The sequence below is a fragment of the Paenibacillus oryzisoli genome, assembly GCF_001653565.1.
GTDB classification, from domain to species: domain Bacteria; phylum Bacillota; class Bacilli; order Paenibacillales; family NBRC-103111; genus Paenibacillus_E; species Paenibacillus_E oryzisoli.
The window spans coordinates 1-829 of the sequence record NZ_LYPB01000008.1 but is presented as its reverse complement, the minus strand read 5'-3'; the positions used below and the strand labels follow the sequence as shown (position 1 = coordinate 829).

General features: G+C 52.4%; 1 rRNA gene. It reads right to left on the bottom strand.

Annotated features, from left to right (window positions below):
- Nucleotides 1–829, bottom strand: a 23S ribosomal RNA gene (locus A8708_RS00065); the annotation flags it as partial.

Sequence of the window (829 nt, the reverse complement as noted above, 5' to 3'; positions counted from 1 at the left end):
CAGCCTCACTGCTTGGACGAGCATCCATCAGCTCGCGTCACTATCCTTCTGCGTCACTCCATTGCTCATAACGGCTACGGTGGTACAGGAATTTCCACCTGTTGTCCATCGACTACGCCTTTCGGCCTCGCCTTAGGTCCCGACTTACCCTGAGCGGACGAGCCTTCCTCAGGAACCCTTAGGTTTTCGGCGGATCAGATTCTCACTGATCTTTTCGTTACTTATACCGGCATTCTCACTTGTATGCGCTCCACCTGTCCTTACGGTCAGAATTCAACGTACATACAACGCTCCCCTACCCATGCACATACGTGCAAGCCATAGCTTCGGTGGCGTGTTTAGCCCCGTTACATTTTCGGCGCAGAGTCACTCGACCAGTGAGCTATTACGCACTCTTTCAATGGTGGCTGCTTCTAAGCCAACATCCTGGTTGTCTGTGCAACTCCACATCCTTTCCCACTTAACACACACTTGGGGACCTTAGCTGATGGTCTGGGCTGTTTCCCTTTTGACAATGGATCTTAGCACTCACTGTCTGACTCCCGGATTTAAGTTTGTGGCATTCAGAGTTTGACTGGACTTGGTAACCCTTGGCGGGCCCCGCACCCAATCAGTGCTTTACCTCCACAACTCCACATCCGAGGCTAGCCCTAAAGCTATTTCGGGGAGAACCAGCTATCTCCGAGTTCGATTGGAATTTCTCCGCTACCCCCACCTCATCCCCGAATTTTTCAACATTCGTGGGTTCGGGCCTCCAGTGAGTGTTACCTCACCTTCACCCTGGACAGGGGTAGATCACACGGTTTCGGGTCTACGTCCACGTACTCAA